General features: G+C 72.1%; 26 protein-coding genes and 1 pseudogene. 10 read left to right on the forward strand and 17 right to left on the reverse strand.

What is annotated here, in order from left to right; genetic code table 11:
* Window positions 1-171 precede the first annotated feature (171 nt).
* The 5 genes from cbiE to ABZ818_RS10325 form a co-directional block, all read right to left on the reverse strand.
* The gene (gene cbiE / locus ABZ818_RS10305; protein WP_361412777.1) at window positions 172-1,380 is read right to left on the reverse strand and encodes a precorrin-6y C5,15-methyltransferase (decarboxylating) subunit CbiE; all 1,209 of its coding nucleotides are present in this window, start codon (window positions 1,378-1,380) and stop codon (window positions 172-174) included.
* A gap of 130 nt (window positions 1,381-1,510) precedes the next feature.
* Window positions 1,511-2,149, reverse strand: a complete 639-nt coding sequence (locus tag ABZ818_RS10310; protein ID WP_361412778.1) for a GNAT family N-acetyltransferase — start codon at window positions 2,147-2,149, stop codon at window positions 1,511-1,513.
* 175 nt (window positions 2,150-2,324) lie between these two features.
* Window positions 2,325-3,161, reverse strand: coding sequence for a MetQ/NlpA family ABC transporter substrate-binding protein (locus tag ABZ818_RS10315; protein WP_361412779.1), 837 nt, complete (start codon window positions 3,159-3,161; stop codon window positions 2,325-2,327).
* Between the two features lie 60 nt (window positions 3,162-3,221).
* On the reverse strand, window positions 3,222-3,959 hold the full coding sequence (locus ABZ818_RS10320; protein WP_361412780.1) for a methionine ABC transporter permease: 738 nt from the start codon (window positions 3,957-3,959) through the stop codon (window positions 3,222-3,224).
* On the reverse strand, window positions 3,956-5,002 hold the full coding sequence (locus ABZ818_RS10325; RefSeq protein WP_361412781.1) for an ATP-binding cassette domain-containing protein: 1,047 nt from the start codon (window positions 5,000-5,002) through the stop codon (window positions 3,956-3,958). The genes ABZ818_RS10320 and ABZ818_RS10325 overlap by 4 nt, the downstream gene beginning before the upstream one ends.
* Window positions 5,003-5,612: 610 nt before the next feature.
* Here ABZ818_RS10325 and ABZ818_RS10330 point away from each other — a divergent pair.
* Together ABZ818_RS10330 and ABZ818_RS10335 are read left to right on the forward strand one after the other, a co-directional pair.
* Window positions 5,613-5,972 carry a hypothetical protein gene (locus tag ABZ818_RS10330; RefSeq protein WP_361412782.1) on the forward strand — a complete coding sequence of 120 codons (360 nt, stop codon included), beginning with the start codon at window positions 5,613-5,615 and terminating at the stop codon, window positions 5,970-5,972.
* A 1-nt stretch (window position 5,973) separates the two neighbouring features.
* Entirely contained in the window at window positions 5,974-6,405 is a 432-nt protein-coding gene (locus ABZ818_RS10335; protein WP_361412783.1) for a hypothetical protein, read from the forward strand.
* 17 nt (window positions 6,406-6,422) lie between these two features.
* Here the strand turns inward: ABZ818_RS10335 and ABZ818_RS10340 are convergent, their stop codons facing one another.
* The 4 genes and pseudogenes from ABZ818_RS10340 to ABZ818_RS10355 form a co-directional block, all read right to left on the reverse strand.
* Window positions 6,423-6,920: a GNAT family N-acetyltransferase gene (locus ABZ818_RS10340; protein WP_361412784.1), complete on the reverse strand. Its 498-nt coding sequence runs from the start codon at window positions 6,918-6,920 to the stop codon at window positions 6,423-6,425.
* Window positions 6,921-6,965: 45 nt separating this feature from the next.
* Window positions 6,966-7,115: pseudogene (locus tag ABZ818_RS10345) on the reverse strand (sigma-70 family RNA polymerase sigma factor); the annotation flags it as partial.
* Window positions 7,116-7,194: 79 nt separating this feature from the next.
* On the reverse strand, window positions 7,195-8,385 hold the full coding sequence (locus tag ABZ818_RS10350; protein WP_361412785.1) for a glycerophosphodiester phosphodiesterase: 1,191 nt from the start codon (window positions 8,383-8,385) through the stop codon (window positions 7,195-7,197).
* Between the two features lie 191 nt (window positions 8,386-8,576).
* Window positions 8,577-8,798, reverse strand: a complete 222-nt coding sequence (locus ABZ818_RS10355) for a hypothetical protein (RefSeq protein WP_361412786.1) — start codon at window positions 8,796-8,798, stop codon at window positions 8,577-8,579.
* A 211-nt stretch (window positions 8,799-9,009) separates the two neighbouring features.
* Here ABZ818_RS10355 and ABZ818_RS10360 point away from each other — a divergent pair, with 211 nt between their 5' ends.
* Window positions 9,010-9,681, forward strand: coding sequence for a lysophospholipid acyltransferase family protein (locus ABZ818_RS10360; protein WP_361412787.1), 672 nt, complete (start codon window positions 9,010-9,012; stop codon window positions 9,679-9,681).
* A 115-nt stretch (window positions 9,682-9,796) separates the two neighbouring features.
* On the opposite strand, the gene ABZ818_RS10365 is transcribed toward ABZ818_RS10360, so the two are convergent.
* The 5 genes from ABZ818_RS10365 to ABZ818_RS10385 all read right to left on the reverse strand — a co-directional run bounded on the left by ABZ818_RS10365 (window position 9,797) and on the right by ABZ818_RS10385 (window position 15,782).
* The gene (locus ABZ818_RS10365) at window positions 9,797-11,308 is read right to left on the reverse strand and encodes an MFS transporter (RefSeq protein WP_361412788.1); all 1,512 of its coding nucleotides are present in this window, start codon (window positions 11,306-11,308) and stop codon (window positions 9,797-9,799) included.
* On the reverse strand, window positions 11,305-11,871 hold the full coding sequence (locus ABZ818_RS10370) for a TetR/AcrR family transcriptional regulator (protein WP_361412789.1): 567 nt from the start codon (window positions 11,869-11,871) through the stop codon (window positions 11,305-11,307). The genes ABZ818_RS10365 and ABZ818_RS10370 overlap by 4 nt, the downstream gene beginning before the upstream one ends.
* A gap of 97 nt (window positions 11,872-11,968) precedes the next feature.
* Complete coding sequence (locus tag ABZ818_RS10375) at window positions 11,969-12,940, reverse strand: aldo/keto reductase (protein WP_361412790.1); 972 nt, start codon at window positions 12,938-12,940, stop codon at window positions 11,969-11,971.
* A gap of 72 nt (window positions 12,941-13,012) precedes the next feature.
* Window positions 13,013-14,440 carry an argininosuccinate lyase gene (argH, locus tag ABZ818_RS10380; protein ID WP_361412791.1) on the reverse strand — a complete coding sequence of 476 codons (1,428 nt, stop codon included), beginning with the start codon at window positions 14,438-14,440 and terminating at the stop codon, window positions 13,013-13,015.
* 148 nt (window positions 14,441-14,588) lie between these two features.
* A complete protein-coding gene (locus ABZ818_RS10385) occupies window positions 14,589-15,782 on the reverse strand; it encodes an argininosuccinate synthase (protein WP_361412792.1) in 1,194 nt (397 codons plus the stop codon).
* Window positions 15,783-16,131: 349 nt separating this feature from the next.
* On the opposite strand from ABZ818_RS10385, the gene ABZ818_RS10390 reads away from it, so the two are divergent.
* Both ABZ818_RS10390 and ABZ818_RS10395 read left to right on the forward strand, forming a co-directional pair.
* The gene (locus tag ABZ818_RS10390) at window positions 16,132-16,719 is read left to right on the forward strand and encodes a pyridoxamine 5'-phosphate oxidase family protein (protein ID WP_361412793.1); all 588 of its coding nucleotides are present in this window, start codon (window positions 16,132-16,134) and stop codon (window positions 16,717-16,719) included.
* 20 nt (window positions 16,720-16,739) lie between these two features.
* On the forward strand, window positions 16,740-17,468 hold the full coding sequence (locus ABZ818_RS10395) for a L,D-transpeptidase family protein (RefSeq protein WP_361412794.1): 729 nt from the start codon (window positions 16,740-16,742) through the stop codon (window positions 17,466-17,468).
* Here the strand turns inward: ABZ818_RS10395 and ABZ818_RS10400 are convergent.
* Together ABZ818_RS10400 and ABZ818_RS10405 are read right to left on the reverse strand one after the other, a co-directional pair.
* Entirely contained in the window at window positions 17,455-18,978 is a 1,524-nt protein-coding gene (locus tag ABZ818_RS10400; RefSeq protein ID WP_361412795.1) for a HAMP domain-containing sensor histidine kinase, read from the reverse strand. The two genes, ABZ818_RS10395 and ABZ818_RS10400, sit on opposite strands and share 14 nt — an antisense overlap.
* A 17-nt stretch (window positions 18,979-18,995) precedes the next feature.
* Window positions 18,996-19,745: a response regulator transcription factor gene (locus ABZ818_RS10405; RefSeq protein ID WP_361412796.1), complete on the reverse strand. Its 750-nt coding sequence runs from the start codon at window positions 19,743-19,745 to the stop codon at window positions 18,996-18,998.
* Between the two features lie 154 nt (window positions 19,746-19,899).
* On the opposite strand from ABZ818_RS10405, the gene ABZ818_RS10410 reads away from it, so the two are divergent.
* The 5 genes from ABZ818_RS10410 to ABZ818_RS10430 all read left to right on the forward strand — a co-directional run bounded on the left by ABZ818_RS10410 (window position 19,900) and on the right by ABZ818_RS10430 (window position 24,904).
* Entirely contained in the window at window positions 19,900-21,252 is a 1,353-nt protein-coding gene (locus tag ABZ818_RS10410; RefSeq protein WP_361412797.1) for a ferredoxin reductase family protein, read from the forward strand.
* Between the two features lie 7 nt (window positions 21,253-21,259).
* Entirely contained in the window at window positions 21,260-21,736 is a 477-nt protein-coding gene (locus ABZ818_RS10415; protein WP_361412798.1) for an FMN-binding protein, read from the forward strand.
* Window positions 21,737-21,830: 94 nt separating this feature from the next.
* On the forward strand, window positions 21,831-23,213 hold the full coding sequence (locus tag ABZ818_RS10420) for a ferredoxin reductase family protein (protein WP_361412799.1): 1,383 nt from the start codon (window positions 21,831-21,833) through the stop codon (window positions 23,211-23,213).
* Between the two features lie 73 nt (window positions 23,214-23,286).
* Window positions 23,287-24,111 carry an FMN-binding protein gene (locus ABZ818_RS10425; protein ID WP_361412800.1) on the forward strand — a complete coding sequence of 275 codons (825 nt, stop codon included), beginning with the start codon at window positions 23,287-23,289 and terminating at the stop codon, window positions 24,109-24,111.
* Between the two features lie 55 nt (window positions 24,112-24,166).
* Window positions 24,167-24,904, forward strand: a complete 738-nt coding sequence (locus ABZ818_RS10430) for an FAD:protein FMN transferase (RefSeq protein WP_361412884.1) — start codon at window positions 24,167-24,169, stop codon at window positions 24,902-24,904.
* Window positions 24,905-24,929: 25 nt separating this feature from the next.
* On the opposite strand, the gene ABZ818_RS10435 is transcribed toward ABZ818_RS10430, so the two are convergent.
* Entirely contained in the window at window positions 24,930-25,469 is a 540-nt protein-coding gene (locus ABZ818_RS10435; RefSeq protein ID WP_100567805.1) for an arginine repressor, read from the reverse strand.

A 25,469-nucleotide genomic window follows, 5' to 3' on the forward strand; every position in this document is an offset into this window, starting at 1 on the left:
TGATCCGCGACGGCCCGCTGTGGACTGCGCCACGTTGCGTGTTCTCCGGGTCTGCCGTACCACACCCGCCCCGAATCGGGTGGGTTTTCCGGACATTGACGAACGAACTTCCGGACCACCCGGTGCGGTGCAACGATCGGCCAGCCTACCGCGCGCGGTACGACAACCCGATCACGGGGCACGCTCGGGCAGCACGGCACTGAGCAGGAACACGACGCTGCGCTCGGTCTCCGTCCAGGCGCGCGTGTCGAGCGCGACGGACTGGAGCAGGGCGCACTCGACTTGGTATCCGTGCTCGGTCAGGTCGCGGCCGACGAGTTCGGCGGCGTCCCGGGTGGCGGCATGGGCGACGATCCGCTGCGGACGCCGGTCGGCGACCGCGGAGACCACGGCCACTCCCCCGCCGCCGACGCGGACGACGTCCGGTTCGGGCAGGTTCTCCAGAATGTGCGGGGCGGTGCCGTGCACCACCTGCATGCGGACGTCGAAGCGGTGCGCGGCCGACTCGGTGCGGGCGCAGGCCCGCGCGTCCCGGTCGACGGCGATGACGGCGGCGCCGCCGCGCGCGGCCTCGGTGGCGAAGGCGCCGCTGCCGCAGCCGATGTCCCACACGAGGTCGCCCACGCGCGGTCCGAGGCGAGCGAGTTGGGCGGCCCGGAGCAGATCGGTCTCCCCCTCGCCGAGCCCGCCGCCGTAGACCTCGGCGGGCTGTGTCCAGCCGCGCGGCCCGTGGGCGGGGTCGTTCCCGGCGATCCAGCCGCCGCCCTCGCCGCCGCTCCGGCCGCCGATGACGATGACGACGTTGGGGTCGCGCCAGGTGTGGTCGGCGGCCTTGTCGGAGGTGACGATGCTGACCTGCTCGCGTTCGGTGCCGAGTTCCTCGCAGATGACGAAGGTGCGGTGCACTCCGTCCAGGAGCAGGCCGAGTTCGGCGGGTCCGGCGCCGGGGGCGGTGAGCACGGCGACCTTGGCGTGGGCGCGGCACACATTCACCGCGCGTCGCAGGGTGCGCTTGTGTGCGACGACCACTTGAGCGTCGTCCCAGGGCATTCCGGCGCGGGCGAAGGCGGCGGCCACGGACGAGACGGCGGGGACGACCTCGACCTCCAGGCCGAACTCCGGTGCTCGCAGGGTCCGTACGACCCCGAAGAAACCCGGGTCGCCGTCGGCGAGCACCACCGCGGTGCCGCGGTGGCCGGCGATGCGGCGGGCGGCGAGGGCGACACTGCCGAGGCGGATGCGTTCGGCGGTGCGCGGTACCTCGGGCAGCGCCAGGTGGTGGGCCGCGCCTGCCACGAGGGTGGCGGCGCCCAGGGCGCCGCGCGCCGCGTCGGTCAGCGGCGAACCGTCCCAGCCGATCACCGTGACCCGGTCGGCCATCGTCGTCAGTCTCCAGGATTGCGCAGGTCGTCGGGGTACGGACGCCCGAGGGCGTGTCCCGCGAGCGTACCGGGTGGAGCTGTCGGGTGCGCGGCGGGGCGGGGCGGGTGTGCCCGCGGGTCCCGGCGCCTCAGTTCCATTCCGGGAAGGACGTGTAGCCGCCGGACTCGGCCAGCTGCTCGCCCGCACCCTCCAGGTCCTCCGGCAGCAGGCTCCACACGATGAAGTCGGTGCGCATGTCGGTCCAGGTGCCGTCCTCGGTGCGGACGTGCGCTATGCAGGCGTTGCGCAGCACGCCCTCGCTGATGCAGCCGATCTTCTGGGCGACCTGCTGGGATGCGGTGTTGTCGGCGGCCGTGCGCAGCTCGATGCGTTCGAACTTCTGGTCCCCGAAGAGCCATTGCGCGGTGGCGAGCGCGGCCTCGGCGGCGTATCCCTCGCCGCGCGCCCAAGGTGCGACGATGTACGACAGCTCGGCGGAGCGCACGTGCCAGTCGGCCTTGGTCAGCTGGACGATGCCGACCAGCCGCTGGGTGAGGAACTCGGTGACCGCGAGGTCCAGGCCGCGGCCGGCGGTGCGTTCGGCGGGGGCGTACCCGGTGATCCAGCTGCGGGCCCCGTCCTCGGTGAAGGGCTGGGGGACGTCGGTCCAGGCCGCGACCTGTTCGTCGTTCATCATCTCGGCCAGGGCGGGTACGTCGTCCTCCTCGAGGGGACGCAGCACCAACCGCTCCGTGCTGATGGAGATGTTGGGGAAGGTGCTGTTCATGCGCCGCTCCGTAACCTTCGGAAGAACCGTCAGGGCCTGCTGAACTGCCCAGCATGCAGCATGAAAGCAGTGAACCGCACCACGGGGTCCTCCCCCACTGCCTGAACGGCGTGGGGGTACCCCCACCCTGTGAGGGCGCGGACCCCGTGCGTCGTGCGGATGGCGGTCGCGCGGATCAGAACGCCGGGACGACCGCGCCGTCGTACTTGTCCTCGATGAACTTCTTCACCTCGGGCGAGGTGAGGAGCTGGGCGAGCTTCTTGACCCGCGGGTCGTTCTCGTCGCCCTTCTTCACGGCGAGGAAGTTGGCGTACGGGTTGTCCTTCGCGGCTTCGGCGGCGATGGCGTCCTTGGCCGGGCTGAGCTTGGCCTCCAGTGCGTAGTTGCCGTTGATCACCGCGGCGTCGACGTCACCGAGGGAGCGCGGCAGCTGGGCCGCCTCCAGCTCCTTGAACTGCAGGTTCCTGGGGTTGGAAGTGACGTCCTTGGGGGTCGCGTCGTATCCGGCGCCGGCCTTCAGCTTGATGACGCCGTTGGCCTCCAGCAGCTTCAGGGCGCGGGCCTCGTTGGTGGTGTCGTTGGGCAGCGCGACGGTGGCGCCCTTCTTCAGGTCGGCCAGCTTCTTGACGCCCTTGGAGTACACGCCGAGCGGCTCCAGGTGCACCGTGCCGCCGGGGACCGGCACGATGTCGGTGCCGTTCTTCTTGTTGAAGTCGTCGAGGTACGGCTTGTGCTGGAAGTAGTTGGCGTCGACCTGGCCCTGCTGGACGGCCGTGTTCGGGGTCACGTAGTCGGTGAACTCCTTGACCTCCAGCTTGAGGCCGGCCTTCTTCGCCAGGTTGTCCTTGACGTAGGCGAGGATCTCGCCCTGCGGGGTGGGGGTGGCGGCGACCGTCAGCGGGGCGTTCGCGTCGGCCTTGCCGGAGCCGGATTCCGAGCCGCAGGCGGTGAGCCCGAGGGTGAGGGCTCCGGCGGCGAGGACGGCGGCGGTGATCTTGGTGGTGTTACGCACGAAAAGTGCCTTTCCTTGGGTGGTGCGACCCCGGGTACGGGGAGATTGGGGAGGAGGTCTTCAGGCGGCCTTGCCGACGCCGGTGGCCGCGGGTTCCCCGGCCTTCAGCAGCCGCAGTTTCGGCGCGGGGCCGGAGCGGCCGGAGCGGCGGTGCAGGGACCGGGCCGCGAGATCGCCGGCGAACTGGATGGCCGAGATGACCACGGCGAGGATGGCCACGGTGATCCACATGAGCTGGGTGTCGAAGCGCTGGTAGCCGTAGCGGATGGCGATGTCGCCGAGGCCGCCGGCGCCGACGGTGCCGGCCATCGCGGAGTAGCCGATGAGGGCGACGATCGTGGTGGTGGTACCGGCGATCAGCGAGGGCAGGGACTCGGGGACGAGGACCTTGCGGACGATGGTCCAGGTGTTGCCGCCCATCGCCTGGACGGCCTCGACCAGTCCGCCGTCCACTTCGCGGACGGACGTCTCGACGAGCCGGGCGAAGAATGGGATGGCGCCGATGGCCAGCGGCACGATGGCGGCCTCGCGGCCGATCGTCGTGCCGGTGACGAAGCGGGTGAAGCTCATCAGGGCCACCATCAGGATGATGAACGGCATCGAGCGGGTGATGTTCACGACCTGCCCGATCACCTTGTTGGCGACGACGTTCTGGAGCAGCCCGCCCCGGTCGGTGAGGACCAGCAGGACGCCGAGGGGCAGTCCGCCGACGACGGCGATGAGCGTGGACCAGCCGACCATGTAGAGGGTGTCCCAACTGGCCTGGGACAGCAGGGGCTGCATTTCGTACCAGGTCACTTGGAACCTTCCTTCACCAGTTCCGGCCGCGGGGCCAGGGCGTGGTCGACGACGTCGATCTGCAGGCCCTGCTCGCGCAGGAAGCCGATGGGCACCACGTTGTCCTCGTAGCGGCCGGGCAGTTCGATGCGCATCCGGCCGACCTGGAGGCCGCCGATGGTGTCGATGGCCGCGCCGAGGATCGAGATGTCGATGTTGTAGGTGCGGGACAGCTGCGAGATGACGGGCTGGGTGGCGCTCTCGCCGTGGAAGGTGACGTCGATGACGGTCCGGTCGTCGGCGGATGCCTCCCCGCCGACCGGGAAGAGCGCGGCGGCCAGTTCGGAGCCCGGGGTGGCGAGGAGTTCGCTCACCGTGCCGGACTCGACGATGCGGCCGTTCTCCATGAGCGCCGCCGAGTCGCAGACGGACTTCACGACGTCCATCTCGTGCGTGATGAGCAGGACGGTCAGGCCGAGCTGCCGGTTCAGGTCGCGCAGCAGTTGGAGGACGGAGCGGGTGGTCTCCGGGTCGAGGGCGCTGGTGGCCTCGTCGGACAGCAGCACCTTGGGGTCGCCTGCGAGGGCGCGGGCGATGCCGACGCGCTGCTTCTGGCCGCCGGAGAGCTGAGCGGGGTAGGCCCGGGCCTTGTCGGCGAGACCGACGAGGTCGAGCAGTTCGAGCGCCCTGCGGGAACGTTCCTTCCCGGATGTGCCGAGGATCTCCAGCGGCAGCTCGACATTGTCCTGGACGGTGCGCGTGGACAGCAGGTTGAAGTGCTGGAAGACCATGCCGATCCGGCTGCGGGCCCGCCGCAGGTCCTTGCCGGCCCGGTGGCCGCGGCCGGCCAGGGCGGTGAGGTCCTGTCCGGCGATGGTGACCGTGCCGGAGGTGGGCCGCTCCAGCAGGTTGACGCAGCGGATGAGCGAGGACTTGCCGGCGCCGGACTGGCCGATGACGCCGTACACCTCGCCTTCGCGGACGTGCAGGTCGACGCCGTCGAGCGCGGTGATCTCGCGACCGCGCGAACTGTAGACCTTGGTGAGGCCCGATGTGGTGATCACGTGGGTTTCCGTCACTGTCGAGTGCGCGGCGCGTCGTGGGCGCCGGGCACGGCATTCATGGTCGGGGAGCGCCAGAACGCGGCACGACTCTCGCAGTGGTGCTCAAACCGGGAGAAACGTGTGCGCGGGGGCGTGGCTCGGCCACGGGCGCCCGGACGGACCGGACGCGGGCGCGGACATGAGCGGGCTCTCGCTTCGGGGCGCGAGGCTCAGCTGGTGCAGGGGCCCTCTAGAAGGCGCACATTCGACGTACAGGACACATACAACGAGCACCGGGCGGCACAGTCGCCTCGGTCGCCGGGATGCGGTCGCTCGTCGTGGTCATGCGGTCAGTAAACCAGACCCACGGGGACGGGAGGCCATCGCAGTCCACATGCTGGACACACGTGGACACCACGGCGATGCGGCGCGGACCTGGGGGTTTGGCGCCTGTGACCAGGGTGGACAAGGCCCGCGGGCGTCCGTCCGGACGGCCGGGGGCGGGCGCGGGGGACTCCGGACTGTGGCCAACACCACGGCGCCGCACCGGGGGGAGCCGCACCGGCGGGCACCGGGTCCGCGGGGCCGGGCCGGGCGCGGCGGGGCGTTCGCCCCGTAATAAGGTCGCAGCATGCTTGATGCCCTGACGCTGATGACCGGCGTCGCCGCGCTGCTGCTCGCCGCCTGGTGCGGCTGGGCGGCCTACCGTGACCAGCCGACCAAGGACTGGCACTTCATCGGGATGGCGGTGGTGTCGCTGCTCGCCCTGGTCCAACTGGTGGTCGGGGTCGTGGCGCTGGCGCGGGGCGAGAAGCCGGCGCAGGGGACGACGATCTTCGTCGCGTATCTGCTGGGAGCCTTCGCGTGCGTCCCGGCGGCCGGGCTCATGTCGCTGACCGAGCGGACGCGCTGGGGTTCGGTGACGGCCGCGGCGGGCGGAGTGGTCCTCGCCGTCCTGGAGGTGCGGCTCTATGACATCTGGGGAAGGTGAGATGAGCGCCGTGAAGGAGAAGCCGGCCGGGGCACGGCTCGTCAGCGGTCCGGGCACGCTGCTGGTCTGGCTGTACGGCGTGATGGTCGTCGGCGCGGTGTCGCGCTCGGCCTACCAGATCGCCACCGAGTTCGACCGGGCGCCGCTCGCCTACTCGCTGTCCGCGGTCGCCGGAGTCGTGTACGGCTTCATCACGTACTCGCTGGTGCGCGGCGGGGAGAAGGCGCGCAGGGCCGCGCTGGCGTGCTGCGTCGCCGAGTTGGTGGGCGTGCTGACGGTCGGCACGTGGACACTTCTCGACAAGTCCGCGTTCCCGGACGCGACCGTGTGGTCAGGCTACGGCCGGGGTTACGTCTTCATCCCGGTGCTGCTTCCGCTGTCGGCCCTTTACTGGCTGCGCAAGGCGCGGAAGCAGCAGCCGCAAGCGGCCTGAGCAGGTCCGCAGCCGCGCTACGCGGTCGCCGCGTAGCTGCCCTCGGGCTTCTCCAGGATGATCATCGGTACGCCGTCGGCGCCCTGGGAGGTGCCGACCACCTGGTAGCCCACGCGCCGGTACAGGCGCAGGTTGCCCTCGCTGCGGTGCCCCGTGTGCAGCCGGAACCTGGTGGCGCCACGCTCCGCGGCCAGAGCGTCCTCGGCCGCGCGCAGCAGCCGGGCGCCGATGCCGTGCCCCTGGAGGCGCGGGTGGACGCAGAGCTTGCTGATGAGGGCCGCGCCGTCCTCGGTCACCCGGCCGCGCACCGAGCCGACCACCTCGTCGCCGAGCCGCGCCACGAAGACGCAGTCGGCGGCGAGCTCGTGGCGGATCGAGTCGAGACTCTCGACGAGCGGGTCGATGCGGTAGTTGCCGTACAGCGCGGCCTCGCTCTGGAAGCACAGGTACTGCAACCTGAAGATCTGCTCCGCGTCCTGTTCGGCCGCCGCAGAGATGGTCACGCTCATGCCCATGTGCGCACGCCTCCCGCTCACTTGATCACCGGTCGTCCCCCACTCCTATCCCCGCGCTTCACGTGCCGCAACCTCCGGTGCGGACAATCGTTGCGGGCATCTCGGACAACTGGCATGTTCCGGGCCTGTGCTGCCCTGTGAGATACCCAACTCACCCGCCCTCGCGCAGTGGGTGGGGTCCCGCGGCGACGCGATGCCCGGGCGACACGACCACGGCCGTCCCGGCGCGGGCTGCCGGGACGGCCGTGGTCGGCCCCGAACGGGGCCGCGGGGTTCAGCGGTTGACGGGCCGGCCGCTCAGGAAGTCCTCGCGGGCGAGCAGTCCGGTGTCGGCGTTGTCGGTGAAGATGCCGTCGATGCCGGTGGCGAAGTAGGCCTGGAACACGCCGAAGACGTCACCGTAGGCGTCGGCGGCGGTGCCCTTGCGGAACTTGGGCGGCAGGAACGGGTTCTCGTTGCGGGCGGTGTAGGGGTGCAGGATCAGACCCGCGGCGTGCGCGTCCCGGACGAGTGTGCTCGGCTGGGTGAGGTTGCCGTCGGCGTCCTTGGGGATGACCAGGTCGACGGTCGGGCCGATGCCCTGCGCGTAGGAGGCGATCTCCTTCAGGCCCTTGGGCGTGATCAGGTCGGCGACCGTGCGCGGATCGCCCGCCTCGACGAAGTCCCAGGGGCGGCTGCGGGCGCCCGACAGCAGCACCACGAGCGGATTGCCGACGAGCCGGTCCAGCCGCTGGATGCTGCTCGGCTCGAAGGACTGGAGGATCACCGGGGAGTCCTTCTTGTCCTTGCCGTACTTGCGCAGCAGCGCGGCGACCCGCTCCTCCAGGCCGAGGCCCAGCGCGCGGAAGTACGTCGGGTGCTTGGTCTCGGGGTAGATCCACACCTGCCGGCCGCGCTTGCGGGTCTGCTCGTCCTGCCACTTCAGGACCTCTTCGAAGGTGGGAATCTCCCAGCGGCCGTTGTAGAGGGTGCTGTGGGGGCGGTTGGCCGGGATACGTTCGATCGCGCGCAGCGTCTTCAGCTCGGCGAGGGTGAAGTCCTCGGTGAACCAGCCGGTGGTGGCCACCCCGTCCAGGGTCTTGGTGGTCCTGCGGGCGGCGAACTCGGGGTGGTCGGCGACGTCCGTGGTGCCGCCGATCTCCGGCTCGTGCCGGCACACGAGGTGACCGTCCTTCGTCGGCACCAGGTCACCGGCCTCGACGACATGGGCGCCGAGGTCGAGGGCCAGGTCGTAGGAGCCGAAGGTGTGCTCGGGCCGGTAGCCGCTGGCTCCCCGGTGGCCGACGATCGTCGGCACGGGCAGGTTCTTCAGTCCGCCGCCCTTCCGGTCGCCGGCTCCGCCCTGGGCGGCTCCGGCCACGCCGGGCAGTCCGAGGACCGCTCCGCCCGCGCCCAGCACCGCGGCCCCGAGGACGGCCCTGCGTCCGGTCCCGCGTCCCCGCTCGTCCGACTCCCGCGTACCCATGACCGCCTCCTGGTCTCGTGTCGTCCGTGCGCGCCGATCGTAGGTGGGCGCCGATGACGGACGGGAGACCGCGCGGCGAACACCGGCGTGACGCCGGGTGTCGCCGGAGGCCGTACGGGACACAAGGGGCGCCGCCCGCCGAACGGGTGACGTCCCATCGGCATGTCCCGGCCCGGCCCGGGAAGACGCACTCAGTGGCGGTCGTCGCGGCCCCGTGGCGCGGCCGATCCGCCGAACGGGGCGAAGTGGTGGACGGCGCGGGCGCCGCCGCGCGCGGCGCGCGGTCCGGGCGCCGCCGCCTCCGGCCGCGGCGTGTCGTGGCCCGCGGATCGGCGCCGGTCCCTGCGGACCAGAACCGCCACGGCCCCGGCCGGCACCATGAGCAGCACGACGAAGGCGACCCCGATGGACATCCCGTTCTCCCCCGGACGGCGAGCGACCTCCATCACATCGGTCCGTTCGGGTCACCGGGGTGAAACGTACCTCCGTCGCAGGTAAACGTATGTCAACAGTGTGTAAGAGGCGGTGAGCCCGATGTGCATTCGGCCCCGGGCCGCGAGTATCGTCCTCACCTGCACAGACTCATGAACAATCCCTCGACATCTCCAGACACCGGAGGGCCCGTTGTCCCGCTTCGCGCTCATCAAGGCAGTGCTCGGCCCGATCATGCGCCTGATGTTCCGCCCACGGGTGGAGGGCGCGGAGCGGATTCCGGGCGACGGCCCGGTGATCCTGGCCGGCAATCACCTGACCTTCATCGACTCGATGATCCTGCCGCTGGTCTGCGACCGTCAGGTCTTCTTCATCGGCAAGGACGAGTACGTCACCGGGAAGGGCTTCAAGGGCCGGCTGATGGCCTGGTTCTTCACCGGCGTCGGCATGATCCCGGTCGACCGTGACGGCGGCCGGGGCGGTGTGGCCGCGCTGATGACCGGCCGCCGCGTGCTGGAGGAGGGCAGGATGTTCGGCATCTACCCGGAGGGCACCCGCTCCCCCGACGGCCGCCTCTACCGCGGCCGCACCGGCATCGCCCGGCTCACCCTGATGACCGGGGCGCCCGTGGTCCCGTTCGCCATGATCGGCACCGACAAGCTCCAGCCGGGCGGCTCGGGTCTGCCCCGGCCGGGCCGCGTCACGGTCCGCTTCGGCGAGCCGATGGAGTTCTCCCGGTACGAGGGCATGGACCGGGACCGGTACGTCCTGCGGGCCGTGACCGACTCGGTGATGGCGGAGGTCATGCGGCTGTCCGGGCAGGAGTACGTCGACATCTACGCGACCAAGGCGAAGGCGGCGTAGGCCTCCGGCGGTCGGGCAGGGCACGACGGCCGCGGGTCCACCGTGGCCGGTCGCGACCGCGCCACGCAGCCGTGTCCCGACACGGCCCCCGCCCCCGTCGTATCCCGCCCAGGGGTCAGAGCTTCTGGCCCTTCAGCAGGAGCCACGCCGCCGGCGCCGTTGCCAGCAGTACCGCCGCTCCCGCTCCCGACGCCAGGTGCAGGCCGTGGACGAAGGACTCCCTGGCCGCGTGCAGCAGGGCCTCGGAGGTCTGCGCGGGCAGGCTCGCCGCCACCTCGACCGCGCCGCCCAGCGACTCGTGGGCGGCGGACGGTGTGCCCGCCGGGCCGGTGAAGCCCCTGTAGACACCGGTCACGATGGAGCCCAGCAGGGCGATGCCGAGGGCCGCGCCCAGTTCGTACGCCGTCTCGGAGACCGCCGAGGCGGCGCCCGCCTGCTCCTTGGGCACGCTGGAGAGGATCACGTCGGCGGTCACCGTGAAGGAGAAGCCGGCACCGACGCCGACCACCAGCAGGGACGTACCCAGCAGCGGGTAGCCGGTGGTCCCGCTGAGCGTCGTCAGCGCGGCCAGCCCCAGGCCGATGGCGGCCAGTGAGCCGGAGACCACGGTCCGCACCGAGAAGCGCCGGGCCGCCCGCCCGGCGAGCAGTCCGGCCGCCACCGCGCCCACGGCGGCGGGCAGTTCGAACAGCCCCGCCTCGAACGGCCGCCTGCCCTGGACGAGTTGCAGGTACTGGGACAGGAAGAACACCAGACCGGACATGCCGAGCACGGTCAGCAGATCGGCGAGGACGGCGCCGGAGAAGCCCCGGTTGCGGAAGAGCCGTATGTCCAGCAGCGGCTTCGGCAGCGTGAGCTGGCGGCGGACGAAGCCGTACAGTGCGGCCGCGCCCAGCAGACCCGTGGCCAGGACCGGCCAGGTGAACCCTCGTGCCGCGGCCTCCTTGACCGCGTAGACGACGCCGACCACGCCGACCAGCGACAGCACGACGCTCGCAAGGTCCCACGGGCCCGGGTCGGGGTTGCGGGACTCGGGCAGGGTCTTGATGCCGACCAGGACGAGGACCGCCATCACGGGCAGGTTGATGAGGAAGACCGAGCCCCACCAGAAGTGCTCGAGCAGCAGGCCGCCCACGATCGGGCCGACGGCCGTGCCACCGGAGGCGGTGGCGCCCCAGATGCCGACGGCGAGGCTGCGCTCGCGCGGGTCGTGGAACAGGTTGCGGATCAGGGCGAGCGTGGCGGGCATCAGGGTGGCACCCGCGACACCCAGCAGCGCCCGCGCCAGGATCATCAGTTCCGGTGTGGCGGCGTAGGCGTTGAGCACGGAGACCGCGCCGAACGCTGTGGCCCCGCCGAGCAGGATGCGCTTGCGGCCGATGCGGTCGCCGAGGCTGCCCATGGAGACGAGCAGACCGGCGATGACGAAGGAGTAGACGTCGCCGATCCATAGCAGCTGGGTGCCCGAGGGCCTGAGGTCCTCACTGATGAAGGGGGTCGCGAGACCGAGGACGGTCGCGTCGACGGCCACCAGCAGCACGGCGAGCACGAGGACGGAGAGCGCGAGCCAGCGGCCCGGACGCTGCTCCACCTCCGCCACGCGAGCCGGCTGCAGGGTGCTGGTCATGATTCCTCGTTCCGTGAAGTGTCCGTGCGCAGTGCGCCACCGAGCAGCAGCTCGGCGATCATGTGGTGGAAGTCCTTGGGGGCGACCTTGCCGCTCAGCACGACGTAGGCGCCGGAGGCGATGAGGCCGAAGAGGGCCTCGGTGAGCCAGGCGGGGGTGAGGTCGATACGGAACTCGCCGCTGAGCTGGCCGCGCCGGAAGACCTCGGAGATGCGCTCGTCGAGCCGGTTCCAGCCCTCGTTCTGCGCCTCGCCCTCGAACAGCTGGTTCTCCGTGTAGAGGAAGGAGAGCAGCCCGGCCGCCGGTTCGATCTCGCGGACCAGGCGCCGTACGGCGTCGCCGGCCGGCCCCTCCCCCAGACGGGCCGCGTCGAGGGCGGCCTCGCACTCGGCGATGCCGAGCGCCTCCAGCGCCCTGACGAGCGAGTCGCGTCCGGCGAAGTGGCGGTGCAGCGTGGCCCGGCTGATCCCGGCCGCCTTGGCGACGTCGTCCATGGTGGCGGTGGACTTGTGGGTGAGCAGGGTGGCTGCGCTGCGCAGCACGTGGTCACGATCGACAGCCATGAGACAACGATAGCCCATGTGAGACATTAGTGTCTCACATTAGGTGTACGTGTCTCACTGGTCTCACTGGCATGCTGGAGGAGGGTGCCGTGGGCGCTCAGTGCCAGGGCAGCTGCCCGCGCCGCTCCCAGTAGGCCCGGGGTTCCTCGGCCAGCGCGTCGAGGCGGGCGAGCTGGTCCTCGTCGAGGTCGACGGCCGGGGCGTGCAGGTTGGAGGCGAGCTGGCCGGGGGTGGCGGCGCCGGAAAGGACCAGACCGGCCCACGGCCTGCGCAGGATCAGGGCGAGGGCGACCGCGTCGCAGCCCAGGCCCGTCTCCCGGGCGACCGCCTTGAGCGCCTCGGGGGCGTACGGCTCGGCGAGCCGCCCGTTGGCCATGCCCTCCTTGACGATCACCGTCAGTCCGGCGTCGTGCGCCTCGGCGAGGGCGGGACCGGCGGAGGTCTCCAGGACGTTGTAGGTCGACTGGACGGTACGGAAGAGGGGAGCGCCGTCGACCGTCACGCCGAGCGCGGCCCGGACGGTGTCGGCCTGTGCGGGCCCGCTGGTGGAGAAGCCGATCGTGAGACCGCCGGCGGCGGCCTCGGCGAGCCTGGCGTGCAGCTCCTTGTCGGTGAGCGCCGGGCTGTCCGGGGTCAGCGAGTGGATCTGGTACAGGTCGAGCCGGTCACCGAGCAGTTCGGCGGTCTCGGCGCGCTGCCGCTCGTAGGTGGCGAGGCTGTGGTCCTTGACCTCGTGCCGGTCGGCGTCGGTGGTCCAGTTCGCGGTGTAGGTGTAGCCCCACTTGCTGCCGACGACGACGTCGGCGGCGTCGGGGCGTGCCCTGAGCCAGTCGGCGAGGAACTCCTCGGCGCGGCCGTAGGAGCGGGCGGCGTCCACGTAGCGGACGCCCTGCGCGTAGGCGGCGTCCAGGAGTTCGTGGGTGCGCTCGCGCAGGGCGTCCACGGTACGGTCGGCCGGGAGGTCCTTGTCGCGGCCGAGGTTGATGTACCCCGGACGCCCGACGGCGGCCAGCCCCAGACCGATGTGGCACGTGGGGGTCGTGGCCGAGGCCAGTCGGGCGAAGGGCATCGCGGGCTCCGTTCGGTCGCTTCCTTACGGCTGTGGACCAACGTAACCCGCGAGACCCCGAAGGCGGGCGAACTACTTCCGGGCGTCCGCCCACTGGTGCTGCGCCGCCACGTCCGCCTTGACCTCGGCGAGCTGGACGGCGACCGCGCTCGGGGCGGTGCCGCCGCGGCCGCTGCGGGAGGCGAGGGCGCCGGGGACGTTGAGGACGGTGCGCACCTCGGGCGTCAGATGGGCGGAGATCTTGGCGAACTGGTCGTCGGTCAGCTCGTCGAGCTCCTTGCCCTCGGCCTCGGCGGCCTTCACGCACTCGCCGGCGACCTCGTGCGCCACCCGGAACGGCACGCCCTGCTTGACCAGCCACTCGGCGATGTCGGTGGCCAGCGAGAACCCGGCCGGGGCCAGCTCCTCCATGCGCTCGCGGTGCACGGTGAGGGTGGCCATCATGCCGGTGAAGGCCGGCAGCAGGACCTCCAGCTGGTCGCAGGAGTCGAAGACGGGCTCCTTGTCCTCCTGGAGGTCGCGGTTGTACGCCAGCGGCAGGGCCTTGAGGGTGGCGAGCAGCCCGGTCAGGTTGCCGATCAGCCGGCCGGACTTGCCGCGCGCCAGCTCTGCGATGTCCGGGTTCTTCTTCTGCGGCATGATCGACGAGCCGGTGGAGAAGGCGTCGTGCAGGGTCACGAAGGAGAACTCCTTCGTGTTCCAGATGATGACCTCCTCGGCGATCCGGGAGAGGTTCACACCGATCATCGCGGTGACGAAGGCGAACTCCGCGACGAAGTCCCGGGAGGCCGTGCCGTCGATGGAGTTGCCGGCGCTGCCGCGCTCGAAGCCGAGGTCCCGCGCCACCGCCTCCGGGTCCAGGCCGAGGGAGGAACCGGCCAGGGCGCCGGAGCCGTACGGCGACACGGCCGTCCGCTCGTCCCACTGGCGCAGCCGCTCGGCGTCCCGCGACAGGGACTGGACGTGCGCGAGGACGTGGTGGGCGAACAGGACCGGCTGGGCGTGCTGGAGGTGGGTGCGGCCGGGCATGGCCACGTCCGGGTGGGCCTCGGCCAGGCCGATGAGCGCGTCCTGGAGGTCGGCGATCAGACCGCCGATGATCCGGGCGTGGTCGCGCAGGTACATGCGGAAGAGGGTGGCGACCTGGTCGTTGCGGGACCGGCCGGCGCGCAGCTTGCCGCCGAGGTCGGCGCCGAGGCGCTCCAGCAGTCCGCGCTCCAGGGCGGTGTGCACGTCCTCGTCGGCGATGGTGCCGGTGAAGGAGCCGTCGGCGACGTCCGCCTCCAGCTGGTCGAGGCCCGCCAGCATGCGCCGCAGTTCGTCGTCCGTGAGCAGCCCGGCCTTGTGCAGCACGCGCGCGTGGGCGCGGGAGCCGGCGATGTCGTGGGGCGCGAGGCGCCAGTCGAAGTGGACGGACGCGGACAGCTTCGCCAGGGCCTCGGCGGGACCGTCGGCGAAACGGCCGCCCCAGAGCCGTACGTCACCGCTGTTGCTGCTCACTTGCGTTGCTCCTCGGGGATGGCGATGTGCGCGACCGCCTCCCCACCCGTGAGTGAGGAGGCGGTTGTCAGGCTAGTGCGTGCGAGGCGACCCGGCGCCGTGACGCGAGGTCCGCGCCGGGTCGGACCCGTCAAAGGCCAGTTGGTACCTAGGCCAGGTCGCGCTGTGCGGCGATCTTCGACGACAGGCTGTAGATGTCGATGAAGCCCTTGGCGGCGGACTGGTCGAAGGTGTCGCCGGTGTCGTAGGTGGCGAGGTTGAAGTCGTACAGCGACTCCTGGGAGCGCCGGCCGGTGACAACCGCGCGGCCGCCGTGCAGGGTCATGCGGACGTCGCCGGAGACGTGCTGGTTGGCCTCGTTGATGAAGCCGTCCAGGGCGCGCTTGAGCGGGGAGAACCACTGGCCGTCGTAGACCAGTTCGCCCCAGCGCTGCTCGACCTGCCGCTTGTAGCGGGCGAGTTCGCGCTCGACGGTGACGTTCTCCAGCTCCTGGTGGGCGGTGATCAGGGCGATCGCGCCGGGAGCCTCGTACACCTCGCGGGACTTGATGCCGACGAGGCGGTCCTCGACCATGTCGATCCGGCCGATGCCCTGGGCGCCGGCGCGCTCGTTGAGCTGCTGGATGGCCTGGAGGACGGAGACGGGCTTGCCGTCGATGGCGACCGGGACGCCCTCCTTGAAGGTGATGATCACCTCGTCGGCCTCACGGGCGACGGCCGGGTTCTGGGTGTACTCGTAGATGTCCTCGATCGGCGCGTTCCAGATGTCCTCGAGGAAGCCGGTCTCCACGGCGCGGCCGAAGACGTTCTGGTCGATGGAGTACGGGGACTTCTTGGTGGTCGCGATCGGGAGGTTCTTCTCCTCGCAGAACGCGATGGCCTTGTCCCGGGTCATCGCGTAGTCGCGGACCGGGGCGATGCACTTCAGGTCGGGGGCGAGGGCGACGATGCCGGCCTCGAAGCGGACCTGGTCGTTGCCCTTGCCGGTGCAGCCGTGGGCGACGATGCCGGCGCCGTGCTTCTGGGCGGCGGCGACCAGGTGCTTGACGATCGTCGGCCGCGACAGCGCGGAGACCAGCGGGTAGCGGTCCATGTAGAGGGCGTTGGCCTTGATCGCCGGGAGGCAGTACTCGTCGGCGAACTCGTCCTTGGCGTCGGCGACCTCGGCCTCGACGGCACCGCAGGCGAGCGCGCGCTTGCGGATGACGTCCAGGTCCTCGCCGCCCTGGCCGACGTCGACCGCAACGGCGATGACCTCGGCGCCCGTCTCCTCGGCGATCCAGCCGATGGCGACGGAGGTGTCCAGACCGCCCGAGTAGGCGAGTACGACGCGCTCGGTCACGGGATTCTCCTCACACTGCATTCGCTGACATGCATGAGTATGCAGAACTCTGCATGGTTCGTCAATCTCGTCCGGGGCGCGTCGTGGCACCAGGGGATTCGCAAGGTGTTTTCAGAACTCGTCCGTCATTCCTTGAACGAGCGCAACCGCTTCCGCGTATCGCCGAACAAGGCGCCCCGGCCGCCAGGCCCCGGGCGCCGGCCTCCCCGGCCGCCTGCCCCCCACTCCGTGGGGTGACAGGCAGCCGTGGCCGCCCCGAGGAAGCGCCGGCCGGGGCGGCCACGGTGGGCCGGGCGGAGGCCGTAATTCCTTAGACAGCCGAAAGAACTTCCCCGGATAATCGCTGGACATGGGAAAGACGTATGAGCGCATCGACGGCAGGCTGCGCACGTTCATCGAGCGGCAGCCCCTCTTCTTCACCGCGACCGCCCCGCTCTCCGGCGACGGCACGGTCAACCTCTCCCCCAAGGGCCTCAAGGGCTCCTTCACGGTGTTCGACGAGCACACCGTGGCCTACCTGGACTTCGCCGGTTCCAACGCGGAGACCATCGCCCACCTGCGTGAGAACGGCCGGATCACCCTGATGTGGTGCGCCTTCGAGGGGCCGCCGAGCATCGTGCGCGTCCACGGCCGGGGCGAGCCCGTCTTCCGCGACGACCCGCGCTTCGGCGAACTCCTCACCCGTTTCCCCGGCATCGACCCGGCCGCGCACGGGCTGCGCGCCATCATCGTCGTGCACGCCGAACTGGTGCGGGACACCTGCGGGTACGCGGTGCCCTTCATGGCGTACGAGGCGGACCGCGATCTGCATGGCAGGCGCTTCGCGCGCGAGGACGATGCCTCGCTGAGTGACTACTTCACCCGGAAGGAGCACGTGGCCACCAGCCTGGACGGCCTGCCTGGGCTGCCGTTGCCGCTGCCGCCGTCTACGGTCTGAGCCATGCGCCCCGCTGTGCCGTGATCCTCGCCGCCCTGTCCCTCCTCACGCTCGGTGCCGCGCCCGCGGGTGAGGTACCGCTCCCGGCGCGGATGCGGGACACCGGCGGCGGCACCCAGCTGATCACCGCTCAGGCGGCCCGCACCGGCGCCACGTCGGGCACGGTCACCTGGTGGAACCTGCGCGGCGGGCGCTGGGTGCGGGCCGGTTCGGCACCGGCCCGGTTCGGCGCGAAGGGCCTCGGCGAGGGCACGGTGCGACGGCAGGGCACGTACACGACCCCGACCGGGCTGTACCACCTGCCGTTCGCCTTCGGCGTCACGTCCGCACCGGATGGGACCCGGCTGCGGTACCGGCGGGTGGGCCCGGACTCCTGGTGGTGCCAGGACAACGGCTCGCGCTCCTACAACCGCTGGACCCAGCCGCGCCCCGCGGACTGCCGGGCCACCGAGTCCGAGCACTTGGTGGCGTACCCGAGGCAGTACGCGCACGCTCTCGTCATCGGCTTCAACTACTCCCGTCCGGTACGCGGCCGGGGAGCGGGGATCTTCCTGCACGTCTACTCCCGTCCGGTACGCGGCCGGGGAGCGGGGATCTTCCTGCACGTCGACGGGCCCGGGGCGACGGCCGGCTGTGTGTCGGTGCCGCGGGAGGCCATGCGGCGGATCCTGGCGTGGGCGGATCCCGGGCGCCGGCCGCACATCGCGATCGGCACGGCGGGCGGGGCGACCGCGATCAGCCGTTACTGAACCCGCCACCGCCCGCCGGCAGCCGGACGGTGAAGGCCGTGGAGCCGGGGCGGCTGTCCAGGCCGACACCGCCGCCGTGGGCCTCCGTCACGGCCGCCACGATCGACAGGCCCAGACCGGCCCCGGCGCCGCCGAAGGAGTCGGTGCGGCGGCGGTCGGCCCGGGTGAAGCGCTCGAAGACACCGGGCTGGACCTCCTCGGGGACGCCGGGCCCGTCGTCGTGCACACGCAGCACGGCCGTGGCGGCACTCCCCGGGTCCGCCTCCCGGTCGCACTCCAGGTCCAGGGACACCGTCACCTCGGTCCCCGCGGGCGTGTGCGCACGCGCGTTGGCCAGCAGGTTGGCGAGCACCTGCTGGAGCCGGTGGGCGTCACCGGTGACCGTCACCGGTTCCTCCGGCAGCTCCAGCGTCCAGCGGTGCTCCGGACCGGCGGCCCGGGCGTCCGTCACCGCGTCCAGGACCAGGCGGGTCAGGTCGACCGGTCGGCGGTGCAGGGGACGCCCGGCGTCCAGCCGGGCCAGGAGCAGCATCTCGTCGACCATCTCGCCCATGCGCGCGGACTCGGAGGCGATGCGTTCCAGGGCGCGGGTGACCTCGGGCGGCACCGGCCCGGGATGCAGCAGGGCGAGCTCGGCGTGGCCGCGCACGGTGGCGACCGGAGTGCGCAGCTCGTGGCTGGCGTCGGCGGCGAAGCCGCGCAGCCGCTCCTCACTGGCGTGCCGTTTGGTCAGCGCGTCCTCGACGTGGTGGAGCATCCGGTTGAAGGCGGCGCCGACCCGCCCGACCTCGCTGCGCGGGTCGGCGCGCGGGGCGCGGGGCGGCAGCGCCACCTCTCCGCTGGCCAGCGGCAGCTCGCTGACCCGGGCGGCGGTTTCCGCGACCCGGGTCAGCGGCCGCAGCGACCAGCGCACCCACAGGGCACCGGCGACCCCGGCGACGGCCAGAGCCAGGGCGGAGACGGTTCCCGCGACCAGTTCGAGGCGGTGGACGGCGGCCCGCACCGGCGCCATCGGCAGCCCGGTGACCAGCACGTCGCCGTCCCGGCCAGGCCAGGCGGCCAGCCGGTACTCGCCCAGGTCGGACAGGCGCACCGTGTGCCCGCCGTGGTCCGCCGGGAGCGCGGCCAGTGCCCTGCGGTCGGCACCGGTGAGGGTGACGTCGAAGCCGGGACGGGACGGGGAGGGGACCATGGCCGCGTGGGTCACCGTGCCGCCGAGGAGCCGGGCACCGAAGGTGGCGGCGGCCTGGCGGCGGGTGTCGCCGCGCTCGTCGCCGTCGTGGTCGGAGGGCTTGGCGGGCGTGGCGGTGCCGTGCTCCAGGCTCTCCGGGAAGCCCGGCCCGGCCTGCTGGAGCTGCTGGTCGATCCGGCCGGTGAGGAAGCCGTCCAGTTCGATGACCGCGGCCACGCCGACGGCGGCGCAGCCGACGGCCAGCAGCACCACCAGGCCGAAGGTGAGCCGGGCCCGCAGGGTGCGCGGCCGGGGCAGCCGGCGTATCCGCGGTGTCATCGCCCGCCGCGGCGCGGTCACCGTACCGCCGGCTTCAGCACGTACCCGGCCCCGCGCACCGTGTGGATCATGGGTTCGTGTCCGGCGTCCACCTTCTTGCGCAGATACGAGATGTACAGCTCCACCACATGGGCCTGGCCGCCGAAGTCGTAGGACCACACACGGTCGAGGATCCGCGCCTTGCTCAGCACCCGGCGCGGGTTGTGCATCAGGAAGCGCAGCAGCTCGAACTCGGTCGGGGACAGCTCGATCAGCTCTCCCGCCCGGGTGACCTCGCGGGCGTCCTCGTCCATGACCAGGTCGCCCACGGTCAGCCGTGGGCCGTCCGCCGGCTGCCGGGCCATGCCGGCGCGGCGCAGCAGTCCGCGCAACCGGGCGACCACCTCCTCCAGGCTGAACGGCTTGGTCACGTAGTCGTCGCCGCCCGCGGTGATCCCCGCGACACGGTCCTCCACCGCGTCCCGCGCCGTGAGGAAGAGCACACAGATGTCCGGCTGCGCGGCGTGCAGCTCGCGCAGCACGGCGAATCCGTCGGTGTCCGGGAGCATCACGTCGAGGACGACGGCGTCGGGCCGCACCTCGCGCGCCGCGGCGATGGCCGAGGCCCCGTCGCCCGCGGCGCCCACCTCCCAGCCCTGGTAGCGCAGGGCTCCGCAGAGCACTTCGGCGAGGTCGGGGTCGTCGTCGACGACGAGGACGCGCACGGGGGTGCCGTCGAGGCGGGTGAGGGCGGGCAGGCCGGCAGGGCTCGGGCGGAAGGTGTCCATGGCCCCTCCAGCATCGCCGGTCCCCGGCCCGGACGGCGAGGGAGGACCCTCTGAGTTTTCTGTGAGCGGGCCCACGCGGCCCACGGCTCAGAGCTTCCTCAGAGGTTCGCCCCGCACAGTTGTGTCCTGGACCGGCGTAGGGACGGGAGAGCGGATGACCACGGTGTACGAGCGGCGGGCGGCACCGCCCGTGCCACTGGCGCCCCGCCGCTCCCCGGCGGGCGCGATGCTGGCGCTGCTGTGGGCGGGGGCCGCCGCGGTGGTCCTCCTGTGGTGGTACGACACCGCCTCCGTCGTGGGCGCGGCGGGCTGGCTGACCGGCGCCGGGCGGATCGCGGGCCTGCTGTGCGGGTACGCCTGCGCGGTGCTGGTGGGCCTGATGGCGCGGGTGCCGCTGCTGGAGCGCCGGATCGGCTCGGACCGGGTGACGCGCTGGCATGCGATGGCCGGCCGCTACACGGTGTGCCTGCTGGTCGTGCACGTGGTGCTGATCCTCGCCGGATACGCCGCGCAGGACGGCTCCTCCGTCCTGCGCGAGGCGGTCACGGTGGTGCTGGACTACCCGGAGATGCTGAAGGCCACCGCCGGGACCGTGATCCTCTTCGCGGTCGGCGTCACCTCGGCGCGCGCGGTGCGCAGCCGGACCGGCCACGAGTTCTGGTACTACACGCACCTGCTCACCTACGCCGCCGTCTTCCTGGCCTTCGGTCACCAGGTGGCGCTCGGTGGCGAGTTCACCGGTCACGCCCTGGCCACAGCCGCCTGGTACGCGCTGTACCTGGGCGTCGCGGCCCTGGTGGTGTGGTTCCGGATCCTGATCCCGGTGCGGCTCAACCTGCGCCACCGGATGCGGGTCGAGGCGGTCCACAAGGAGGCGCCGGGTGTGTACTCCGTCGTCGTGCGCGGCCACCGGCTGGACGAACTGGGCGCGCGGCCGGGGCAGTTCTTCCGCTGGCGGTTCCTCGCCGAGGGCATGGGCTGGACGTCGACGCCGTACTCCCTGTCGGCGCCGTCCCGTCCGGACCTGCTGCGCATCACGGTGAAGGCGCTCGGCGACCACAGCGCGGCCGTGCCGCTGCTGCGGCCGGGCACCAGGGTGTGGGCGGAGGGCCCCTACGGGTCGATGACCGCCGACCGGCGCACCTCGCACCAGTCCCTGCTGATCGCGGCCGGGGTCGGCATCACGCCGCTGCGGGCGCTGTTCGAGACGCTGCCCGGTGACGTCACCTTGCTGTACCGGGCGCGTACGGCCGAAGACCTCGCCCTGGGCGGTGAGTTGGAGGCCATAGCGCACGGGCGCGGGGCGCGGGTGCTGTACGCGCTCAACGGCCCGCGCGGCGAACGTCCCCGCCTCACCGTGGAGTCCCTGCGCGCGGCCGTCTCCGACCTGGCCGGGCACGACGTGTACCTCTGCGGCCCGCACGCCTTCGCCCGGGACCTGTACGAGGTACTGCGCGCCGCCGGGGTGCCGGACCGCCGTATCCACCACGAGTCGTTCGAGCTGTGAGGCCCTGTTGCACGCGTTGAGGAAGAACCGTCCGCTGCGCCGTGTCGTGCTGGCGAGCGCCGCCACCGTCTCCGGGCTGGTGATGCTGCTGTCGCTCAAGCCGCACACGCCGCCGCAGGTCGCCGCGGATCCGGCGCCGACCCCGTCCAGCGGTTCGAGCACGTCCGGCGGATCGGGTGCGGCCGGCGGGGCCGGCCGGTCCACCGGTACCAGGACCGTCACCGGTGAGACGGTGCGGACCCGCTGGGGCCCGGTGCAGGTGCGGGTCACGCTCGTCGACGGCCGGATCACCGACGTGACCGCGCTCGCCCAGCCCTCCGGCAACCCGCGGGACCGGGAGATCAGCGGCTACGCCATCCCCCGGCTGCGCAGGGAGGCGCTGGCCGCGCAGAGCGCGAGCATCGACACCGTCTCGGGGGCGACGTACACCAGTGACGGATACCGCCGCTCGCTCCAGTCCGCGCTGGACGCGGCCCGGCGCTGAACCTCGGCCGGACACTGAACGCGGGGCCGCCGTGGCACGTATTCCAGGGCCAAGGGACCACGCCGCCCCCCTTGACCCCGTCCGCGGAGGAACCGTGACCAGCACGCTCGCAGGAGGCCGCGCCGCCCGGCGCCAGACGATGCGCCGCATCCGGCCGCGCCGTTCCCCCGCCGTCCCACTGCTGACCGCCGTCTGGGCGGGCGCGGCGGGCGTCGTCTGGCTGTGGTGGATGAACACTCCGTCCATCGACGGCACCGCCGGGAAGGTCCTGAACGCGGGCCGGATCACCGGCCTGCTCGCCGGCTATCTCATGGCGCTGGTCGTGCTCCAGATGGCGCGGGTGCCGGCCCTGGAGCGGCGGGTGGGCTCCGACCGGGTCGCGCGCTGGCACGCCATGACCGGCCGGTACACGCTGTGCCTGGTCCTCGCGCACGTCTTCCTCACCATGTGGGGCTACGCGCTGCTGGGCGGCAGGTCGCTCGGCGACATCGTGGCGCAGACCGTCGAGTCCGTCGAGCAGCTGCCCGACATGGGCAAGGCCGCGATCGGCACCGGTCTGCTGGTGGTCGTCGGACTGGTCTCGATCGGCCCGGTGCGCCGCCGGATGCCGTACGACACCTGGTACCACGTGCACCTGTTCACCTATGCCACGGTGTTCCTGACGTTCTGGCACCAGATCACCACCGGCAACGACTTCGCCGTGGAACCGGCCGCCAGGACCTTCTGGTACGGCCTGTACGGCGCGGTGACCGCGCTGGTGATCTGGTGCCGGATCCTCACCCCGATCCGGCTGAACCTGCGCCACCGCATGCGGGTGGAGGCGGTGATCGAGGAGACGCCGGGCATCGTGTCGGTGCTGATCGGCGGCAAGAAGCTGCACCGGATGGGCGCGGAGGCCGGGCAGTTCTTCCGCTGGCGGTTCCTGGCGCCGGGCATGCGGTTCTCCTCCCACCCGTACTCCCTGTCGGCGGCGCCCCGTCCGGACCTGCTGCGCATCACCGTCAAGGCGATCGGCGACCACAGCACCGGGCTGCGCGACCTCACCCCCGGCACCCGGGTGTGGGCGGAGGGGCCGTACGGCGCGCTGACCGCGTCCCGGCGCAGCCGTGGCCAGGTGCTGCTGGTGGCGGGCGGGGTGGGCATCACGCCGATGCGGGCGCTGTTCGAGACGCTGCCCGGCGCGGCCGGTGACATCACGTTGCTGTACCGGGCCAACAGCACGCAGGACCTGGCCCTGTGGGACGAGCTGGCGAAGATCGCCGACGAGCGCGGCGCCCGCCTGATGTACGCGGTCAACAGCCCGGACGGGGAACGCCCCGACATCTCCGCCGAGTCGCTGCGCCGCAAGATCGCCGACATCGACCGCCACGACGTCTTCATGTGCGGCCCGCCCGGCTTCGCGCAGTCGGTGTACGAGGCACTGCGCGGCGCGGGAGTCCCCGCTCGCCGCATCCATCACGAGTCGTTCGAGATGTGAGCGACGGGAACGCGGAACGGAGCGGAAACCACATGACTTACGGGACTCACGGGAATTCAGGAGCTCATCGCCGATGAGGAAGAGCCACCCCATCCGACGTGCCGTGCTGGCCGGCGCCGCGACCGTGTCCGGCATCGTGCTGCTGCTGTCGCTGAAGCCGGCCTCCGACCCCGCCTCCGCCTCGGCGGCCGGCGCGGCGCCGCAGCGGACCGCGGCGGCGCAGGAGTCGCCGCAGGGCGGCAGCGGTGCACAGCGGACAGGCACGCGGTCCGTGACCGGCGACGTGGCCCGGACCCAGTACGGCGACGTGCAGGTCCGGCTGACCGTCAGCGACGGCAGGATCACCGCGGCGGAGGCGGTGCGGGCGCCGCAGGGTGGGGTCAGCGGCCAGAAGAGCGAACTGGCGGTGCCCCGGCTCAACCAGGAGGCCGTGACCGCGCAGAGCGCGAACATCGACACCGTCTCCGGAGCGACCTACACCAGCGGCGGCTACAAGAAGTCCCTCCAGTCGGCACTGGACAAGGCGAAGGCGGGCGGTTCGGCGTCGGGACCGGCCTCCGGTTCGTCCTCCGGGGCGCCGTCCGGTTCGTCCTCCTCGGGGGCCGCCGGATCGGGAGCCGCCCAGGCCCGCACCGTCACGGGTGAGGCCGCCCAGACCGACTACGGCCCGGTACAGGTCCGGATCACGGTCAGCAATGGCAGGATCACCAAGGCTGAGGCCGTGCGGGCGCCGCAGGGTGGGGTCAGCGGCCAGAAGAGCGAACTGGCGGTGCCCCGGCTCAACCAGGAGGCCGTGACCGCGCAGAGCGCGAACATCGACACCATCTCCGGAGCGACCTACACCAGCGGCGGCTACAAGAAGTCCCTCCAGTCGGCACTGGACAAGGCCGGTGGCTGAGGCCGTGCCCGGGTCGGCCGAGCGTCCCGCCGCGGTGCGGCACGCGGAGGAGGTCATGGGGACCGTCTTCTCCTTCGACGTCCGCGGCGGTCGGTCCGACGCGGTGGCGGCGGCCCTGGGCGAGGCGATCGCCGGGCTGCACCGGGTCGACGAGGTGTTCAGCACCTATCGCGACGACAGCCAGCTCTCCCGCCTGGCACGCGGTGAGCTGACCGTGGCGGAGTGCGACCCCGAGGTCGCCGAGGTGCTCGAACTGGGCGCCGAGGCCGAACGGGGCAGCGAAGGCTGGTTCAGCCTGCGCTACCAGGGGAGCCTGGATCCGACCGGGATCGTCAAGGGCTGGGCCGCCGAACGGGCCGCCCGGCGGATCGCGGCGGCGGGGGTGGACGGAGTCAGCGTGAACGGCGGCGGAGACGTGCAGTTGCTCGGCTCCCCCGGCGCGCAGCGGCCCTGGCGCGTGGGTGTGTCGGACCCCCTGCGCCCCGGCGGACTCGCGGCGGTGGTCTCCGCGGCGGGTACGAGCGAGCTGGCGGTGGCGACGTCGGGCATGGCCGAGCGCGGCGCCCACATCGTCGACCCGAGCACCGGCAGGTCGGCGGTCACCGACCTGGTCGCGGTCACCGTGGTCGCCCCCAGCCTGACCTGGGCGGACTGCTGGGCGACGGCCGCGTTCGCCATGGGCTCCCGCGCGGGCCTGGCCTGGCTGGAGTCGTTGCCGGACGTGGAGGCGCTGCTGATCACGGCTGGCGACGAGGTCAGGTGCACGCACGGGCTCGCCGCCCGGCTGGGCTGAGATCCGGCCGGGCCCGCGCCAGGGGTCACTGGCCGTTCTGCGCCAGCCTCAGCAGGTGGTCAGCCAGTGCCTGTCCCCCGGTGGGGTCCCGGCTGATCAGCAGCAGCGTGTCGTCGCCCGCGATGGTCCCCAGGATGTCGTGCAGTTCGGCCTGGTCGATGGCCGAGGCGAGGAACTGCGCAGCCCCCGGGGGCGTCCGCAGGACCACGAGGTTGGCGGAGGCCTCCGCGGAGATCAGCAGCTCCTGCGAGAGCCGCCGCATCCGCTCCTCCTTCACCGACTCCCCCAGCGGTGCGCGCGGGGTGCGGAAACCGCCCTCGCTGGGCACCGCGTAGATGAGGTCGCCGTCGGTGTTGCGGATCTTCACCGCGTTCAGCTCGTCCAGGTCGCGGGAGAGCGTCGCCTGGGTGACGCTCAGCCCGTCGTCGGCCAGCAGCTTCGCCAACTGGCTCTGGGAGCGCACCGGTTGCCGGTTGAGGATGTCCACGATCCGGCGGTGACGGGCGGTGCGGGTCTGCGGCACCGCCGGCCCGGCCTCGGTCTGACCGTTCTGCGCCTGACTCAT

The sequence above is a fragment of the Streptomyces sp. NPDC047453 genome, from assembly GCF_040643155.1.
Taxonomy (GTDB): Bacteria; Actinomycetota; Actinomycetes; order Streptomycetales; family Streptomycetaceae; genus Streptomyces.